Annotated in this window: 15 protein-coding genes; 8 read left to right on the forward strand and 7 right to left on the reverse strand. The window is 58.1% G+C overall.

Going from position 1 to position 16329, the window contains the following annotated elements; translation table 11 throughout:
- Positions 1–494: 494 nt before the first annotated feature.
- The 4 genes from T424_RS19975 (at position 495) to T424_RS0102395 (ending at position 5277) form a co-directional block, all read left to right on the forward strand.
- Positions 495–2246, forward strand: a complete 1752-nt coding sequence (locus tag T424_RS19975) for a type I secretion system permease/ATPase (RefSeq protein WP_245269392.1) — start codon at positions 495–497, stop codon at positions 2244–2246.
- A complete protein-coding gene (locus T424_RS0102380; RefSeq protein WP_051558737.1) occupies positions 2243–3601 on the forward strand; it encodes an HlyD family type I secretion periplasmic adaptor subunit in 1359 nt (452 codons plus the stop codon). Before T424_RS19975 ends, T424_RS0102380 begins: the two co-directional genes overlap by 4 nt.
- A gap of 232 nt (positions 3602–3833) precedes the next feature.
- Entirely contained in the window at positions 3834–4799 is a 966-nt protein-coding gene (locus tag T424_RS0102385) for a calcium-binding protein (protein ID WP_027486300.1), read from the forward strand.
- A gap of 157 nt (positions 4800–4956) precedes the next feature.
- Positions 4957–5277 carry an HlyU family transcriptional regulator gene (locus T424_RS0102395; RefSeq protein ID WP_027486301.1) on the forward strand — a complete coding sequence of 107 codons (321 nt, stop codon included), beginning with the start codon at positions 4957–4959 and terminating at the stop codon, positions 5275–5277.
- 354 nt (positions 5278–5631) lie between these two features.
- On the opposite strand, the gene T424_RS0102400 is transcribed toward T424_RS0102395, so the two are convergent.
- The gene (locus T424_RS0102400; RefSeq protein WP_037066407.1) at positions 5632–7632 is read right to left on the reverse strand and encodes a bifunctional 2',3'-cyclic-nucleotide 2'-phosphodiesterase/3'-nucleotidase; all 2001 of its coding nucleotides are present in this window, start codon (positions 7630–7632) and stop codon (positions 5632–5634) included.
- Positions 7633–7875: 243 nt separating this feature from the next.
- Positions 7876–8334, reverse strand: a complete 459-nt coding sequence (locus tag T424_RS0102410) for an Lrp/AsnC family transcriptional regulator (RefSeq protein ID WP_037066508.1) — start codon at positions 8332–8334, stop codon at positions 7876–7878.
- A 160-nt stretch (positions 8335–8494) separates the two neighbouring features.
- On the opposite strand from T424_RS0102410, the gene ald reads away from it, so the two are divergent.
- Positions 8495–9613, forward strand: coding sequence for an alanine dehydrogenase (gene ald, locus T424_RS0102415; RefSeq protein ID WP_027486304.1), 1119 nt, complete (start codon positions 8495–8497; stop codon positions 9611–9613).
- Positions 9614–9735: 122 nt separating this feature from the next.
- On the opposite strand, the gene T424_RS0102420 is transcribed toward ald, so the two are convergent.
- From T424_RS0102420 to folE, 5 genes are all read right to left on the reverse strand, one after another.
- Entirely contained in the window at positions 9736–11307 is a 1572-nt protein-coding gene (locus T424_RS0102420) for an asparaginase domain-containing protein (protein WP_027486305.1), read from the reverse strand.
- Between the two features lie 178 nt (positions 11308–11485).
- Complete coding sequence (locus T424_RS0102425; protein WP_245269399.1) at positions 11486–11770, reverse strand: lysozyme inhibitor LprI family protein; 285 nt, start codon at positions 11768–11770, stop codon at positions 11486–11488.
- Between the two features lie 714 nt (positions 11771–12484).
- Complete coding sequence (locus T424_RS0102435) at positions 12485–13417, reverse strand: patatin-like phospholipase family protein (RefSeq protein WP_027486307.1); 933 nt, start codon at positions 13415–13417, stop codon at positions 12485–12487.
- A gap of 131 nt (positions 13418–13548) precedes the next feature.
- Positions 13549–14013, reverse strand: coding sequence for a phosphoribosyl-AMP cyclohydrolase (gene hisI / locus T424_RS0102440; RefSeq protein ID WP_027486308.1), 465 nt, complete (start codon positions 14011–14013; stop codon positions 13549–13551).
- 75 nt (positions 14014–14088) lie between these two features.
- Positions 14089–14694 carry a GTP cyclohydrolase I FolE gene (folE, locus tag T424_RS0102445; RefSeq protein ID WP_027486309.1) on the reverse strand — a complete coding sequence of 202 codons (606 nt, stop codon included), beginning with the start codon at positions 14692–14694 and terminating at the stop codon, positions 14089–14091.
- 380 nt (positions 14695–15074) lie between these two features.
- Here folE and T424_RS0102450 point away from each other — a divergent pair, with 380 nt between their 5' ends.
- From T424_RS0102450 to T424_RS0102460, 3 genes are read left to right on the forward strand one after another with little or no spacing between them, the layout of a single operon-like run.
- Entirely contained in the window at positions 15075–15518 is a 444-nt protein-coding gene (locus tag T424_RS0102450) for an iron-sulfur cluster assembly scaffold protein (protein WP_210164376.1), read from the forward strand.
- 1 nt (position 15519) lies between these two features.
- Positions 15520–15897 (forward strand): membrane protein insertion efficiency factor YidD, encoded by a 378-nt coding sequence (gene yidD / locus T424_RS0102455; RefSeq protein ID WP_027486311.1) that lies wholly within the window; start codon positions 15520–15522, stop codon positions 15895–15897.
- A gap of 2 nt (positions 15898–15899) precedes the next feature.
- Positions 15900–16328, forward strand: a complete 429-nt coding sequence (locus T424_RS0102460; RefSeq protein WP_245269401.1) for a DUF2267 domain-containing protein — start codon at positions 15900–15902, stop codon at positions 16326–16328.
- The last annotated feature ends 1 nt before the right edge of the window (position 16329 follow it).

Here is a 16329-nt window from a genome sequence, read left to right on the forward strand (position 1 = left end):
GTATCGTTAAGCCATCGTTAAAGGGTGGTGTTTATCGGCGTGCCTGCTGCTGATGTCTGCCGTGCAATGATACAGGGTGTTGAAATGATGGTTTTGGTCTGCCGTCAGGCAGGCCGTGTGAAGAGTGGGCATTTCTGTCGTCGCTTCTGTTCCGGATGGCGGGATGCGAAGGCGCCGACGGCATGAATGTAAAGTGGGTGCCGGGAGTTATAGGGGTAATTCCAGGCAATTGATCGGAAAGGTGTGGCGCCTTGGCAGGTGCTGGCCATTTCCGCATGGAAAGACGAGGACGCGGCAGTTCATCCGGAGAGGTGTGCAAACATCTTGTACCGGGGCCTGAGCGCGCGCCTTTTTGTCTTTCTGGCCGTCATGGGTGGTGGCGGTTTGCTCTTAAATTTGGCTTTTCCTTCGTCCCGGCTTCGGGGCGGGGCCGGTTTTGCTGTGCGCGCCGGAATTTCGTCCATGTTTTGTTTGGCCCGCGGAGGGTGTATTCAGTGTTTACTTCCAGAAATTTGCGGGAAGACTTTCGTTGGGCGTTTTTCGGTCTGCTGATTGCGGGGGCATTCGTCAATGTCCTGCATCTCACCGGCTCGCTGTTCATGCTGGAAGTCTATGACCGTGTGCTTCCAAGTCAGAGCATCGACTCCCTCGTCGCGCTTTTTGTGCTTGTCGCGGCCCTTTATCTTTTCCAGCTTGGCTTCGATATTCTTCGCCAGCGGATTTTGACCGGTGTTGGCGCGTCGCTCGATTCCTCCCTCTCTGAGCGATTGTTCGGCGTGCAGATGCGGGCGCAGATGCAGTCGCGCATCTCAGGCGATGTCATGCAGCCGGTTGGCGATATGGACCAGATCCGCTCCTTCGCCTCCGGCTCGGGAATTGCCGCCTTCTTCGATTTTCCCTGGTTGCCGCTTTACCTTCTCGCCTGCTTTTTCCTGCATCCGCTGATTGGCTACACCGTGATCGGTGGCGCGGTGGTGCTGGTGACGCTGGCCGTCATGACGGAGTGGCTGACGGGGCGGCTGAGCAATGAAGCCTCGGAAGAGCGCGGCAGCCGCAATGCCTTTGCCGCCGAATCGCTGCGCAATTCCGAAGCCATCCTGTCCATGGGCATGATGAACGACATGCGCGAGAGCTGGCGCACCCGCCACGGCCTTTATCGCACAACCTCCATTCGCGCCGCCAATGTGGTGGGGGCCCTGAGCGCAATGTCGCGTTCGGCGCGCATGATGCTGCAATCGGCCGTCATGGCGGTTGGAGCCTATCTGGTCATCAACGACCATGTTTCCGCCGGTACGATCATCGCCTCCTCCATCCTGTCGGCCAAGGCGCTGGCGCCGGTGGAGCAGGCTATTGGCCACTGGCGCGGTTTTTCGGCAGCCCGGCAGAGCTGGGCGCGTCTGAAGACATTCATGGATGCGCATCCGGAAGAAGGCCAGCCGCTGCCTTTGCCCCGTCCCAGCCAGAACCTCACCGTGCAGAGCCTTGCGGGTGGTCCTCCTGCCCAGGAGCGGCTGACGCTTTTCGACGTTTCGTTTTCTCTCAATGCCGGTAGCGCCCTTGGCGTGATCGGGCCGAGTGCATCGGGTAAATCCACCTTTGCACGGCTGCTTCTGGGTCTTTGGGGGCGTGCGGGCGGGCACATACGCTTCGACGGAGCCGATATTAGCCAGTGGTCGCGCGAAGAGCTTGGCAATTTCATTGGCTATATGCCGCAAAACACCGATCTGATGAGCGGCACGGTGGCCGAAAATATTGCCCGCTTCCGTGCCGACGCCACGCCGGAGGCCATCATCGACGCGGCCATTCTGGCGGGCGCCCATGATTTCATTCTCGGCCTGCCCGAAGGCTATGAAACGAAGGTTGGCAGCCGCGGCGAGGGGCTTTCGGTGGGGCAAAGACAGCGCGTGGCGCTGGCGCGCGCCCTTTACGGCAATCCTTTCCTGGTGGTTCTCGACGAACCGAATTCCAACCTCGATGCGGAAGGTGAGCGCGCCTTGAGCGAGGCCATCGCCAGCGTGCGCCGCCGTGGCGGTATTGCCATCGTCATCGCCCACCGGCCAAGCGCGCTTGAGAATGTCGATACGGTCATGGTGATCGCCGGTGGCCACATGCAGCAGTTCGGCACCAAGGAAGAAGTGCTGTCCAAGGTGCTGCGTCAGAATATCCGCACGGTTCCACAAGGCGGGGCCGCCGCAGAGGCGGTCGCCGACCAGAGGTGGCGTCAGCAATCCGGAGCATCGGAATGACAAACAGTTTGGTCCTGCTCAGCCCGGCTCGTCCGGTTCGCTATAATCACGAGGCGGAACTGCTTCAGACAAGTACGTCCATTCGCAAGAATTTCCTGCGCTCCACGGTGCTGGGGGCCGCACTCCTGTTCGGGCTCGTTGGCTGGGCGGCAACCACCGATTTGTCCGGCGCGGTGATCGCCTCCGGCCGCGTTATCATCGAAGGCAATGCCAAGAAGATCCAGCATCAGGCAGGCGGCACGGTCAGCGAGATCCTCGTCAAGGATGGCGACCACGTTGCCGCCGACCAGGTGCTTTTCCGGCTGGATGGCAATCTGGCGCGGGTGAACCAGTCCATCGTGCGCAATGCGCTGGCGCAATTTTACGTGCGCCGCGCCCGGTTGCAGGCGGAAATCACCAAGGCGCCGGAAATGACCATGTCGGAAGATCTGACCCGTCTGGTTGCGCCGGAAACGGCACAGCTTCTCTTGCGCACCGAGCGCAATCTCTTCGATAGCCGCCGCAATGCGCAGGAGGCCATGAAACAGCAGCTTACCTCGCGCCAGCAGCAACTGCTGTCGGAAACCGACGGTCTTCGCTCGCAGGTGACATCCTATAACGAGCAGCTGGAGCTTCTCAGCGATGAAATCCAGAAGGCGCAATCCATGCTGTCGCAGGGGCTGACCACGCTGGAGCGGGTCAATACCCGCAAGCGCCAGAAGGCCGAGCTGGAAGGCAATAAAGGGCAGATCATTGCAGCGCTTGCGCAGGCGCAGGGCAAGCTTTCCGAAATCGACCTGCAATTGTTGCAGACCGACGAGGAGCGCAGCACGGAAGTTTCCAACGACCTCACGACCACGGAAGCCAAGGTTTCCGAGTATGAGGAACGGGAAACGGCGGCCCGCAATCTCATCGAACAATTGGAAGTAAGGGCGCCGACATCCGGCACCATTCACGAACTTGCCATCCGCAATGTCGGCGCTGTGGTGCAGCCCGGCGAAGTGGTGATGATGATCGTGCCGGACAAGGACAAGCTGGAAATCGAAACACGCATCGAGCCGCGGGACGTGGATCAGGTGCATCTCGGCCAGCAGGCGACGATTCGTTTCACCGCCTTCAACCAGAATACAACACCGACATTCGATGGGCAGGTGGCGTTTATAGCACCCGATCTCCACACCGACGAGCATACGGGCAAGGCTTATTATGTATTGCGCGTTGGCATGGATGAACAGGCGGCGAAAAAGCTTTCATCATTTGGTCTTTATCCTGGTATGCCATCCGAAGTGTACCTGAAAACCGAAGAGCGAAATGTCTTATCGTATTTCGTAAAGCCATTCGAAGATCGTCTACAGAATGTGTTTCGCTCAGAGTGAATATTGTTCCAGTGTCGTGAAGAAAAAATCACGAATTCAACCACACCTTAATGGTGTGGTTTTTTGTTTATACATTTGCTTTGGACTAGAATTACACCAAAAATGAACCAAATTCACCTAAATTAAAATTTGATTTGTTAAGTTGAGACACTATTATCCATTGCGTAAAGAGGGGGGAGCGGCTGCGCACGCGCCTCCTTCGCTGACGAATTTTCAACGCAAGGAGTAGGAAATGGCTCTCACTGTAACTTTTGGTAATGGTGGCGCCGCCACGGTTGCCGACCTTCAGAATGTCGCTGACCAGGCTGCATACGACCTGCTGGATAGCACCACGACCCAGACCAAGAGCACGATCGGCACGACGGGCTCGCAGATTTCCAGCACGTCTGTGGCTGTTGAAAGCACCACCGGCCAGGCTGCTGGCACCGTGGACATCCAGTATGATCTGTCTTCGAACTCGTTCGATTTCGACGTTGCCACCAAGTGGAACTCGGTCAAGAACGCGCTGGCCGTTTCCGATACGTCCGAAAACCTGTCCTTCAAGGATTTCGTTCAGGTTGACGTTTCGCTCGGCGGAACGGGCAACTCCACGGTTGAAATCTACAACGTCAAGCGTACCAACGTCACCACCGGCGATGGTAACGACACGGTTACGATCTCGATGTCGTCCAACGACAAGGCCTGGGTCAATGCTTTCAGCATCAACACCGGCAAGGGCAACGACACCATCACGCTGCTGAAGGGCGAAGCCCTGAACTCGTCTGATGTTGGCGGTGTACAGAGCGCGTCCGTTGTCAACGGCGGCGCTGGCGTAACCGACGGTTCCTTCACCAGCGTTACCATCAACGCAGGCGCCGGCAACGACACCATCGACCTGAGCGCCGTCAACCTGAAGAGCTCCACCGTTACCGGCGGTGCTGGCACCGATACGCTGATCGCCAGCGGCGGCACCGACACCTTCGTGTTCAACAGCGGCGATTTCGGCAAGACGGTCGGCTCCGCTGACCATATCGAAGGCTTTGCTCTCGGCACCGACAAGATCAAGCTGACCGGCACGGCCTATTCTGACTGGAAGGTCACGAATGTCGATGGCGATTCGCTGATCACCTACGTTGGCTCCGACTCGGCTCACGCCAAGGACAAGATCGTCGTTGACGGTGTTGACCTGTCCAGCTCCAGCGCCTGGTTCACTGCCTGATTTTTGCCGATTGATTTTCCGGCGGCGCTTCGGCGCTGCCGGTTTTTTTATGCCTATGGGCATGAACGTTTTCGTTCATGGACCCCCGATATTCCAAATCACGCCATTGCATGTTAAGCGCTGCCATCTGCTGCTGTCTCAGGAAGGACAAGAAGGCATGGCCAGTTTCATTTCGAAAATTCTTTCGGTCTTTTCCGGTCCTGCAAAGGGCGAAGCCGCCGCACCCGCAAGTGAGCCGCAAATCCACGCCGATTGCCGGATTTTCGCCGAGCCGCTGCGCGAGGGTGCGCAATATCGTCTCGCTGGCCGTATCGAAAAAGATGTCGATGGCCGCGTATTGACCCGCAGCTTCATTCGCGCCGATCTGTTTACCGGCCGTGACGAGGCGCTTGAATTCACCTTCCGCAAGGGAAGGCAAATTATCGATCAGTCGGGCGCCTCACTGTTTGCCGATGGCGAGGCCAGCCGTCAGGTCTGATCGTTTCCAGAGCATTTCCAGCCAAAGTGTAGTCGGTTTTGCGTGTGGTTTACCTCCCTCTGTCCTGCCGGACATCTCCCCCTCAAGGGGGGAGATCGGCAAGATCAAGGCCCTGCCTACATTCCTGAAAAAGGCCGTCACCACACCTATTCTTTGAAGAATGGCGCTTTGTCCGTATTGCAATCTCCCCCCTTGAGGGGGAGATGCCTGGCAAGGCAGAGGGGGGAAGGCCACGCGACATTCCTCAGCGTCGTGTACTGTGGAACCCGTGTTCGCCGGAAATGCTCAAATGCGTTGAATTGGAAGCAGGCCCTTGGCGGGGCCTGCTTTTTTGTGCGGGGGGTCTTCCCGGCGCTACAGCACGAGACGGTATTTCGCAAATCCGTCCGTGCCGTCTCCGGCGTCCTCGATCTTCGCGCCAACCACCTTGCCTGCGAAGGCGCGGCCCTTTGGGCCGGTCTGGAAGCTGGCGGTGGTGCCGGACAGTGGGGCAAAGCGCCAGTTGCCGTCGGCTGACGGGTTGATCGTGCCTTGTGAGACGATGTAGCGCACGATCACGTCGCGGTTGGTATCGGGGCCGACGAAGATCACCTTGTCGCTGGTGATCTCCGGGAATTTGCCGCCGCCACCGGCGCGGTAATTATTGGTGACGACCACGAATTTCTGTGTCGGATCAATTGGTTTTCCGTCGAAGCTCAACTTTTTGATGCGATTGGCTTGCGGATTGATTTCCTTGCCGTCCTTGTCGTATTTCGCCGGTTCCGACAGGTCGATCTCATAGGTCACGCCATCGATCACGTCGTAATTATAGGAGGGGAAATCGAGATTGAGCAGCTCGGCATCCTGCGAGCCCTGCTTGATCTGGTTGAACATGCCAGCCGACATTTCCAGCCAGTTTTTCACTTGCGCCCCGGTGATCAGCACGGCCTGCACCGTATTGGGGTAGAGGTAGAGATCGGAAACGTTCTTGATGGCGATGTCGCCTGCGGGAACATCGGTGTAGTAATCGGCGCCGCCGCGTCCGCCTGCCTTGAAGGGGGCTGCGGCGGAAAGAACCGGATAGTCCTTGAATTTCGTCTCCTTCAGCATGTCCTTGATGTACCAGAGCTGGGCGTTGGAGACGATTTGCACCGAGGGATCATCCGCCACCAGAGCAAAATAGGAGTAAAGCGGGGCGGCGGTTTTGCCGACGGGCGTGCGCACATAGGTCAGCGTGGCTTCGTGTTCTTCTTTCACGGCAGCCACGATTGCCGCCTTGTCGCCAGTATCGGCGATGATCTTCTTGCTGTCGTCGCGGTGGTAGATGGGGCGCGCCTCGCTGGTGAAATCCACGATCTTCCAGCTCTTGCCATCCTTCTCCAGCAAAAGATCGATCAGGCCCATATGCGAGCCCCAGAAACCGGCCATCACGGCGGGCTTGCCCATCAATGTGCCTTTCACCGCATCCACGCCCTGCATTCCCTCCCAGGTCTTGGGGCCGGGGAAGACGAGGTGCTGGTGGCCGGTAAAGATCGCATCGATCCCTTCGACGCCTGCGAGATAGAGCGATGCATTTTCCATCTTCTCGCTCTGCCCCTTGGCGTCAATACCGGAATGGGAAAGCGCGATGACGATGTCTGCGCCTTGCTCCTTCATGACCGGCACCCAGGCACGGGCGGCTTCCACGATGTCGCGGGTCTGGGCCTTGCCTTCAAGGTTCTTGGCATCCCACACCATGATCTGCGGCGGCACGAAGCCGATGAAGCCCACCTTGATCGGGCTTTCATTGCCCGCGCCGTCCTTGATCTTCTTTTCGATAATCACGAAGGGTTTGAAGAACAGCTCATCCTTGCGCGGATCGGCGGCAAGCTGACCCTTGGTGAGGTTGGCGCAGACGATCGGGTGCTTTGCTGCGGCCAGCGTGTTGAACATGAAGTCGAGGCCGTAATTGAACTCGTGATTGCCAAGCGTGCCGCAATCATAGCCCAGCGCGTTCATGGCCTTCATTACCGGATGCAGATCACCGGCCTTCATGCCCTTCTTATAGGCCATGTAATCGCCCATGGGGCTGCCCTGCAAAAGATCGCCATTGTCGATCAGCATGGAGTTGCCAGCTTCCGCGCGGATGCCGTCGATAAGGGACGCGGTGCGCGACAGGCCGAGCGTGTCGTTCGGCTTGTCGGCATAATAGTCGTAAGGCATGAGGTTGACGTGAATATCCGTCGTTTCCATCAGCCGCAGATGCGCCTGATTGGAGGCAGCGCGGGCCGCGAAGGGGTGCAGCACCACCAGCGCGCCTGCGGCGGCAAAGCCACTCAGCAGCGAACGGCGGGTGATGGGATGGAGGTCGAGGGTGTGAGGCTGTCTGAATGTCACGGGGGCTCTCCTGCCTTCGGTTATGCGCGTTGCATGACGATTGAAGGCATAACATGACAGCAGGATGATGCTATGAAAAAAGCAGAGATTCTGCCCCTTTCACAGCAAATCTCTTTTGATCCTGAAATTTACAGCGCCGTGCGTTTTATCAAACGCACAAAGGACGCTGTAAAACTTTAAATCTGCTGCATAATTTTCACCTTAAATCGATTCCGATTTAAGGAATTATGCAGTAGAATTTTCTCAAAGTCCCACATTGGGCCGGTCGATGATTTCGCGCAGCGCAAAGCTGGAATTGATTTTCACCACATGCGGCAGGGCGGAAAGCCAGTCGCGGTGAATGCGCTCGTAGTCTTCAAGATCCTTTGCGGCAACACGCAGGATATAGTCGTATTCGCCTGACATAAGATAGCAGACCAACACATTCGGGCAGCGCTTTACGGCGGCCTCGAATTCCTGAAGCGTTTTGGCGAATTGACCCGATAGCGAGATGTGGACGATCACCATCATCTTGTAATCCAGCGCCTTGTGGGCAAGGCGGGCATGATAGCCGGAAATGACGCCAGCCTTTTCCAGCGCGTCATGGCGGCGCGAGCAGGCCGACGCGCTCAAGCCCACCCGCTCTGCAAGCTCGCTGTTGGAGATGCGTCCGTTCCGCTGCAATTCCTTGAGGATCGCAAGATCAATTGTGTCCAGCTGCATGTGTGCAATAAAATCTACCAGAATAGCCAATTCCTGCAATTTTTCACGAAACTCGTGTCGCGGGCAAGCTGTCTTTGCAAGGACATTGCCAGTTTTTTCTGTTTGAATTTTCCTGCGTTACAACATTGACGCCTTGCGGGGAAAAATAAGGAAAAACGGGATGCGTGTAGGCTGCCCTAAGGAAATCAAGAACCATGAATATCGCGTGGGCCTGACGCCTGCCGCTGTGCGTGAATATGTTGCCCACGGCCACGAGGTTCTCGTGGAAACCGGGGCTGGGGCAGGCATTGGCGCCGACGATGGCGCCTATCAGGCCGCCGGTGCCAGAATTGTCGCCACGGCACGCGATGTGTTCGAAAAGGCCGACATGGTCGTGAAGGTCAAGGAACCGCAGCCGCAGGAATGGGCCATGCTGCGCGAGGGCCAGTTGCTCTACACCTATCTGCATCTTGCGCCCGATCCGGAGCAGACCAAGGGTCTTATCGGGTCCGGCGTGACCGCGATTGCCTATGAGACCGTGACGGATGACCGGGGCGGCCTGCCGCTGCTGGCGCCGATGTCGGAAGTGGCCGGGCGCTTGGCCATTCAGGCCGGTGCAACCGGGTTGCAGAAGGCCCATGGCGGCCGTGGCATCCTGCTGGGCGGCGTTCCCGGCGTATTGCCGGCCAAGGTCACGGTGATCGGCGGAGGCGTGGTTGGCCTTCATGCCGCCAAGATGGCCGTTGGCCTCGGGGCCGATGTGACGATCGTCGATCGTTCTCTGCCGCGTCTGCGCCAGTTGGATGATATTTTCAATGGCCGTGTGCATACGGTCTATTCGACCATCGATGCGCTTGAGCAGGAGGTTTTCTCGGCTGATCTGGTGATTGGCGCCGTGCTCATTCCCGGCGCTGCCGCCCCCAAGCTGGTCACGCGGGAAATGCTTTCCGGCATGAAGAAGGGCGCAGTCATCGTCGATGTTGCTATCGATCAGGGCGGTTGCTTTGAAACCTCGCACGCCACCACCCATTCCGAGCCGACCTTCGAGGTCGATGGCGTGATCCACTATTGCGTGGCCAATATGCCGGGCGCCGTGCCGATTACCTCTACCCACGCCCTGAACAATGCAACGCTTTCTCACGGTCTTGCCCTGGCTGACCGGGGTCTGCGCGCCATTGCGGAAGACCGGCATCTGCGAAACGGTTTGAACGTCCACAAGGGCCGGATCACCAACAAGGCCGTGGCTGACGCACTGGGCTACGATGCGATTGCCCCGGAAGCAGCGCTGAACGTGGCGTAATCCCGCCCGGATTTCCGGGCTCCGGTCTTGCACACCGCCGCATGGCGATGTGCTAGATCATACCAAGACGGTCTGCATTTGAATGAGGCAGCCTTCCGGTAGCGCGGCGGGCTGCTTTTTTGTCAGATCAAGGCGCGATGCGCCCAGCTCTCGCGCTGAAGGGCATAATCGTAAAGGCTGAGCTTTACGTCTCCGGCGCTTGCCGTCAACCGCAGGCTGGACGCCGCACTCTCTGCCTGTCCGGTATTGCTGGCCCAGAGCGGCTGATTGTTGCGGCTGTAAAAGACAAGATTGCCGTCATTTTGAACCACCAGCCGGCCGGGTAGTTCTGCCTGCGCATCAGGGGCAAGCATGGACCAGAGAATCCTGCCGCCATTCTGGCGCAGGAGCGGACCTTTTTGCGGATCGTTAAAGAGTTCGGCGCTGCCATTGAATGTCTTGATCGCCTGACCGGCAAGCAGAACCGGGTTGATACGGCTGTCGAGCTGGCTGATGGCCGCCATTTCGCCAGCCAGCGGTATCTGCATGAGATGTTTCACGTCATCCATGGACCAGCCATTGCCCTCGCGCGCGGCAAGCAGCACGGTCAGTTTGGCCAGCGATGCCATGGGCGTCATGTCCACAGGGTTCAGGGCGCCAATGGCCGGAAGCCAGGCGCCTGCGGCATAGGCATTATAGTCCACCCAGCCGTGCAGAACCTGCGTATTGTCCATAATCACGACACCGGCCTTGCTGGCCGCGTCCAGCGCCTTGTATATGGCGCCATCCTTTGCACTATTGGCATTGCCGCTGGGGAAATTGCCGGCACCGTAGGATTCCAGAACCAGCCCGCTCACACCTTGCGCCACGCAGGCATTGATCAGATCGGCCAGCAGGGCGCTGCCCTCGCGCTGATCGTAATGGGCGGGAAAGGCGTTGAGTTGCGCCACCCGCACGGCCCCGATGCGCGAGCGGATATGGGAAAGCTGCCTCAGCACGTCCGCACGCACATTTTCATCGTCAAGGCTGATCTGGCGCGATACCGGCGGGGGCAGAATCTCGCCCGAATCGAGCGTGAATGAAATGCCATAGCGCCCCAAGGGCGCAGCATTGGGGGTGGAAAAACCGCGAAACTGGTTTGCATCCGTCTTGGTGATGCGCGAACCGCGCAGCAGCAGGCTATCGAAAAACAGACAGACTTCCGAAAGGCCGGAACGGGCTGCCGCCACCGCGCCGCAGACATTCTGGAAGGCATCGGTGTTGAAATGCATTCCCTCGATGCGTCCGCCGCCCGGCGAATAGAAAAGGGGCACCTGTGAACCCGTCAGGATTACCGGCTTGGAAAGGGCTGCAAGCGGCGTGCCGTCGGCGCTGAAACGCGACAGCAGCAGCGGCAGGGCCATGCCGGTGAAATCCATGGTATCGGTGCCATGCAACACCACCCAGCCATCGGCCTCATCGTAATGGTTCAGAATGTAGTCGGCAATCAGACACCAGTCGGAAGGCTGGAGGTTGGTGCTGTCCAACATGCCGTTGGCGCTCTCGGGAAAGGCCAGATCCGTGGCGTAGTCCAGCACCAGGTCGGGAAAACGTTGTGCCAGAAGCGGCTCAAGCTGCACACGGCAGGCCTCGGCAAAGGCAGACGATGTCATCGGGGCCAGGGGGTTTCCCACGCAGCTTATGGTGCCGCCCGTGTTGATAATCATGATCTTCATGGCATATCCCCCGAAATAAGGGCCCGGACTTTTGCAAGTCCGGGCCAAGCTGCTGCGCGTCGCGATTCTTGTTATGGACTCCCCGCAGAGCCGCAGCATAGACTTCTCTCTTCCCTTTAAGCGATTTTTTCCCGTTGGGGAAGAAGCTGTCTGACAGATTTTCGGGGAGATCTGCCGCTCAGCGCGGTCGCTCGATATTATCGTAAACCTTCATGAGCTGCTTCAACCTTTCCTCGTATGTTGTTTTAATACATGCAATCTCCGCATTGCAGGCCTGACGGCTTTTCAGCCACGCAGTCTGCTGATCCTGCAACTCGCCACGATTGCCCATGGCAAGCAGGCCGGAGAGGAGATCGAAGGTTGTGACCATTTTAACATCGAGATCGTTGAGATCCCGATGCTCGCAAATGGCTTTTTCGTCGGCCTTGAGATCGGTCCGATTGCAGTCGAAGCTGGCAGCCATTGCCGGTGAAACCGGAAGACAACCGAGAAAAACCAGAGCGATGGCAGCGTGGAGGGAGCGGGGCATGGTGGCGCCTTTCATTGGTTTCGTCGCAAGGGAGATGATGCAGTGTCTGCAAATGTAAAGGTCACGGGCCACAATGGGCGGAATGCCAGGACTGCTTTCATTCGGTCTTGAACAGGCTGCAAACGGCAACTTTCTGCCCTTGTCGAGTTTCATGGGCGTTAAGTATACTTTGCTCCGGTTATCGATACTCACCGTTTTCATCTCACCTCAGCCGGAATGTCGATCCGCTCAGAAGGAGAGTACGCCCCCGTTGAAAGACGATGGCATCAACGAACTCAGGCAGATGCTGACCGAAGCGCGAAGATCAGCCGAAAAATGACAGGAGTTCTTCGATTGCTTCGTCCTCGACGAAAAGATCGTCGCACGCATCAAGACATATTCCCCGCAGTAGAAATCGGGCGGGTATCCCTGATGTTGCAAGGCTGCGATTCGTCTAAGGCGGAATAAGGTCGGACAGTACCTCCGCAGAAAATTTTCCTATTGTTTTCCTGCGGAGAATATTCCGTTTTCATCGAATAATGGAATATTCTCTCTATTTTCTCCTGCATTCCCATTGGAAACCGGTTCCCACTTTTCTCATGACAACGCTCTACGTGTGCAGGACAGGGAGGGGGCGTGCCGGGCAAGCTGGTGTGGTCTGAGGCACCCTTACCGCATGTAAGCTTCCTGCATCCGGGTAATCTCACCAATTCTGGCCATGGCTTCCTCATAGCCGCGCGCTATGCAGTCATCGGCGCGGTGAAACTCCGAAAGTCCAATATCGTTTACCCGCGGGTGAAGGGCGAGGTCAGGCGGGTCTCCTGCCAGTCTTGCCCGTGAAATCCGATCCTGAATGATGTTGAAGGATTGCACCATGACGGAGGTCAGGCCCAGCTTGTTGCTGGCCACGGGATTTTTTTCCTGCATATCCTCGCCAACCTTGTGCTTGACGACGGCAGAGCGGCCGAAGAGGTCGTAATTCAGGTTCACGGCCACCACCAGCGGCTGCTCATGTGCGCGGCACACTGAAACGGGAACGGGATTGACGAGCGCGCCGTCCACCAGCGTCCGGCCATTGCTGCGAACAGGCTCGAATATGCCCGGAAGCGCATAGGATGCGCGAAGCGCGGTAATAAGCGGTCCGCCGTCGATCCACACCTCATGGCCGCTCTTCAACTCGGATGCTACCGCGACGAAGGGTTTGGGAAGTTCTTCGATGGTCACACCCTGCAAATGCTCCTGCATTCGCTTGGTAAGCCGCATTCCACCCAGAAGGCCACCGCCGCCGATGGTGAGGTCCAGCAATTGCGCAATGCGGCGCACGGTCAGCGAGCGGGCAAATTCTTCCAGTTCGCCCAGTTTTCCCGCCAGATAGCAGCCGCCCGCCAGCGCGCCTATGGAGGTGCCCGCGATCATGGAAATTTCGATGCCCGCCTCGTCCAGCGCCTTGAGCACGCCGATATGCGCCCAGCCGCGGGCCGCCCCGCCACCCAGCGCCAGCGCGATCCTTGGCTTTTCCCGCACGGGCGGAATTTTCGGAGGCTCGGTTTCGGTGGCTTTGCCACCACCGCCACCCTGTGATTTCAGACCCCAGTTCAACATCGCTTATCTCCCCCACCATCGGGACATGATGGCTGGCAGTGACTTACCAAAGTCTTGAGAATGGCGGCTATGTTGCGCGGCACAAGTCAATTTGCGTGAAGATGTGAAAAGCCGCGTGCTTGCGGGCGGTGTTATGGCTTGCCGGAACCGCCGTAAACAGTGTCCGGGTCGAAATGCCGGTGGTCATCGGTGATCACGGTTCTGGCGACACCGTCTTCCAGCACGACACTGCGATAAAAGCAGGAGCGGCGGCCCGTGTGGCAGGTGGCATCATGGCCAGCCACCTCTACCTTGAGCCAGATGGCATCCTGATCGCAATCGACGCGAATTTCACGCACGCTCTGAAGGTTGCCGGAGCTTTCGCCTTTTTTCCAGATCTTCTGGCGCGAGCGGCTGTAATAATGGGCAATGCCGCTTTCAAGCGTCAACGAGAGCGCCTGCGCATTCATGTGCGCCACCATCAGCAACTCCCCATCGCGATGGTCGGTGACAATGGCCGTGACGAGGCCGTTGTCATCGAATTTCGGCGTCAACAGGCCCTGTCCTTCAAGCTCTGTCTTGTCCACGGAAGGGGCAGGAAATTCTGTCATTGTCATCTCGCAAATCAAGGGCGCAAAACGCAATCTGCGTCTCACGCCCTTTATTAAAGCAACAGCCTTTCAAAGAAAATATCAGCGGCCGCGAACCATGGTCATGAAACGCACCTGCTCGGCGGCATTGTCCTTGAATTCGCCCGTGAACGTGGTCGTCAGCGTGGTTGAACCGGATTTCTGAATGCCGCGCATGGCCATGCACATATGCTCGGCCTCGACCATGATGGCCACGCCGCGCGGCTTGAGGTTTGCATCGATGGATTCGGCGATCTGCGCTGTCATGGCTTCCTGGGTTTGCAGGCGCCGCGCAAACACGTCCACCACGCGGGCGATCTTCGAAAGACCAAGCACGCGGCCCTGCGGAAGATAGGCCACATGCGCCTTGCCGATCACCGGCAGCATGTGATGTTCGCAATGCGAGAAAAACGGAATGTCGCGCACCAGAACGATGTCGTTATAGCCGGCCACTTCCTCGAAGGTCGTGCCGAGCACATCGTCAATATCGGCGCGGTAGCCGCTGAACAGTTCTGCATAGGCCTTTGCCACGCGCTTCGGCGTATCGAGAAGCCCTTCACGGGCCGGATCGTCACCGGCCCAGCGCAACAGGGTGCGCACGGCTTCCTCGGCTTCCTCGCGGCTTGGGCGCGCCGTTTCCGGCGACAATTTTTTTACGATGGCGTCCATGCCCTTTGTCTCCTGTTCAGCCGCCCTGGAAGGAACCTTCAGAGAGGAACCCGGTTGTAAATGCGTAATTCTGCTCATATTGCAAGTCCAATCCTGAAAGCGCGGTTGCTTCCGTCTGTCGAAGACCGGAGAAAAAGCGGATGGCAAGCTTTGGCCACGCTCATTCCGTGCTTGTTCTACGTTGCGACCATGCTTCTGGATCAGTCCAAATGCCGCAGCTTTTGCATTGCCTGCCTGTTCCTGAATGCATCCGACACTGCTATATAGGAAGCCGTCCCGGTTCGTACAGGATCGGAAAGGCGACACAGTGTTGCGCAAATGACATGGCGATGAAAGGTTTCATCCTCCGCATTTGCGCCCTGCCGGAGCAAAGTTTCCTGATGGATGACATTTATAACAGCAAAATTCTCGAATTCGCGGGAAATGTCACGCGCATAGGTCCCTTGCCGCAGGCCGATGCAAGTGCTGAAAAACATTCGCGCCTTTGCGGATCGCGCCTGACGGCGCATGTGAAGGCCGAAGGCGGGATCGTTACGGATTTTGCCCATGAATTGCGCGCCTGTGCGCTGGGGCAGGCGGCGGCCTCTGTCATGGCCCGCTGTGTGGTCGGGGCAAGTTTCAGCGAGGTTCGCAAGGCCCGCGCCGATATGCTTTCCATGCTGAAGGAGGGCGGCGAGGGGCCGGACGGGCGTTTTGAAGATATGCGCTATCTGAAGCCGGTAAAGGATTATCCAGCCCGCCACGCCTCCACCATGCTGACCTTTGAAGCGGTGGTGGACTGTCTCGACCAGATAGAGGCCAAAGATCACGCCATGGCGGGTTGAAATGTGCCAGTTCTGCGAGCTTGCCGAAGACGAGGATGAAAAGCCGCCCACCGGGCGCAATTTTTCCGGCCCGTTTCGCAAAACGCCGGGGCGGCTGATCGGCATGGGTCTCATTCGCCTTTATCAACTCACGCTTTCCAGCCTTGTGGGCAATCATTGCCGACATATGCCCACCTGTTCCGAATATGGTTATGAGGCCATTGCCCGGCATGGAATGTGGAGCGGTGGCTGGCTTACCCTTTTCAGGGTCCTGCGCTGCGGACCCGGCGGAACCTGGGGCGTGGATGACGTGCCTGCTTTTTTGGGAGAGAGGTTTCGTTTCTGGCAGGTCTGGCGGCTATGGCAGTTCGGGCGCAAGCGAGCGGGAATAAGCCTTTGACCGTGCCTGAGGAATATCGTCAGGCCTCGCGTGATTTTGAGGCTGTCCTCGTCGATCTGCGGGATCAGGCCATGCTTGCCACCACGCATCGGGCCTTTACCACGCTGGAAGCGGTGCTGCGGGTTTTTCGCGCTCGCCTGACCGTTGCTGAGGGGCTTGCCTTTGCCGACCTTCTGCCCGTTGGGCTCCGGGCGCTGTTTGTCAGCCAATGGGATTGCCATCCGCCCGCTTTGCCGTTTCTGTCGCGCAAGGAGATGATGGCGGAAGTGCTGGCGCTTCGGCACAATCACAATCTTTCGACGGACACCGCGATCGAGGATGTGGTCACGGTGCTGCGCCGTCATCTTGATGAGAACGTGTTGCAGATGTTTCTGGCGGGCGTTTCGTCGCAGGCGCTTTCCTTCTGGGGCTTCGAGCCACCTGCCGATTAGA

Source organism: Allorhizobium undicola ORS 992 = ATCC 700741, from assembly GCF_000621665.1.
GTDB classification, from domain to species: Bacteria; Pseudomonadota; Alphaproteobacteria; order Rhizobiales; family Rhizobiaceae; genus Allorhizobium; species Allorhizobium undicola.